Here is a 1,496-nt window from a genome sequence, read left to right on the forward strand (position 1 = left end):
CCTCCTGATGTGAAGTCTTAAAAAACTGACTGTCAGCTTTTTGAGTTTTGGGATATTGTCTCACATTTTCGAGGGATACGGAAGGTGGGTGGTCGTTGAGCGCTTACGGAAAACCCGCCTCTTTTGCGTGCTGCTGCACATATTGGTGAAGCAAAGCGATTGACCAGAGATCCTGCTCATACCCTAAAGTCTGCGGAGATTTCTTAGCTGTTTGGATGATCCACTGTATGGCTTCTTCCGAGATCTCTTTCGGATGGCCGCTGCGCTGGTCATCCTGTAAAGCGCGCATCAGACCATCCGCTTTGAACTTGTCCAGACATAGCTGAACGCTTCTGGGCATCATGTGTAACCTCCGACAAATTTCGCTGGGCGATACCCCGTCTGAACGCAGCAACAGGATCTTTGCTCGGTCAGAAACACGCGGAGGAACCTTCTTTGCGTCAATCAATGCCTGCAAATATGATTTTTCTTCTGCGGTTAGATCTATCTGATCTGGCTGAGACATACTGTAATTCCTGTTTGATTAAGTCCATTATACCACAGGATAAATGATTGCTTTTTGACAAGACAGGGCGTGGGTTGCAGTGACTATTTCATAGAAAAACCGCCGCACGACATCGCGCGGCGGTTATCTATTAGGGGCTCTCATCAACCCGGTAAACCTTCAGAACGACCTGCTTCATAGTGCAGGTACCTACCGTCCAGGTCAAAGCGGTTACTGCCTTTGCCATTGAGTATTGTAGGCTTGAAGGGGCCTATGTCTTTTCAGCGGTGTGTAGCAGGCGTTGCGGTCATGATGTAATGGGAGGCGGGAAGCGGAAATATGCCAACCCTAACGTCTTCTTTAGTGAAGTAACGCTAAGACCCGGTATTACCAAGGATATTTCCAGCCGAACTATATTCACAATCAAACCCCAGCGACTCGGCATAGGGATGCAAATTGTTGTTATAGGTTGCCTCCAGACTTACCCAGCCAAAAACGCCAGGATCCACGCCTGCGGCGGACTTATTGGTCATAGCGACGGACTTCGAGCCCAGGGATGTCCGTGAAAAGATCGAGGATTTTAGCTGCCTGTGCCCGAGTAATACCGTCATTGGGTCCGAAACTACCATCGGGGTATCCGTCAATGATACCCGTGCGTTGCAGGGCGAAAATTGCCGGAAAGTTTTCCTGATCGGTCTTGTAGGGGTCGCCATAGTACTGCAAATCCGTGAACTCCTTCTCCTCTACCATGCTGGTCTGTGCCCGGCTGCGCCATGTGGCCGGTACCCAGTGGGGCAACAAGAAATACATGAATATGAAGCACCTGGAAGCAGCCTTTGAGGATGCCTCCATTGCTGGCTAACTTCATTCATGCCAGGGGCTGTAAACCAATTTGCGCAAAACTCTGGACCTGTTGACAAAGATAAAATATGGGCCGAAAAATTATATTCTCAGCCCATATTTTATCCATATGTATTGCGGAAAAGATGGCCTTAACCATCCTCTTGAGATT

General features: G+C 48.8%; 2 protein-coding genes and 1 pseudogene. 1 reads left to right on the forward strand and 2 read right to left on the reverse strand.

The window, feature by feature from the left end; all coding sequences use genetic code 11:
* Positions 1–103 precede the first annotated feature (103 nt).
* Both H6B51_RS17010 and H6B51_RS17015 read right to left on the reverse strand, forming a co-directional pair.
* Positions 104–505 carry a helix-turn-helix domain-containing protein gene (locus H6B51_RS17010; RefSeq protein WP_204884779.1) on the reverse strand — a complete coding sequence of 134 codons (402 nt, stop codon included), beginning with the start codon at positions 503–505 and terminating at the stop codon, positions 104–106.
* A 501-nt stretch (positions 506–1,006) separates the two neighbouring features.
* A complete protein-coding gene (locus H6B51_RS17015) occupies positions 1,007–1,207 on the reverse strand; it encodes an S-layer homology domain-containing protein (protein ID WP_204884780.1) in 201 nt (66 codons plus the stop codon).
* Positions 1,208–1,223: 16 nt separating this feature from the next.
* Between H6B51_RS17015 and H6B51_RS17020 the strand changes: the two are divergent.
* Positions 1,224–1,346 (forward strand): annotated as a pseudogene (locus tag H6B51_RS17020) (IS256 family transposase); the annotation flags it as partial.
* Between the last annotated feature and the right edge of the window lie 150 nt (positions 1,347–1,496).

The sequence above is a fragment of the Pseudoflavonifractor phocaeensis genome, from assembly GCF_016901955.1.
In the GTDB taxonomy this organism is placed as follows: Bacteria; Bacillota; Clostridia; order Oscillospirales; family Oscillospiraceae; genus Flavonifractor; species Flavonifractor phocaeensis_A.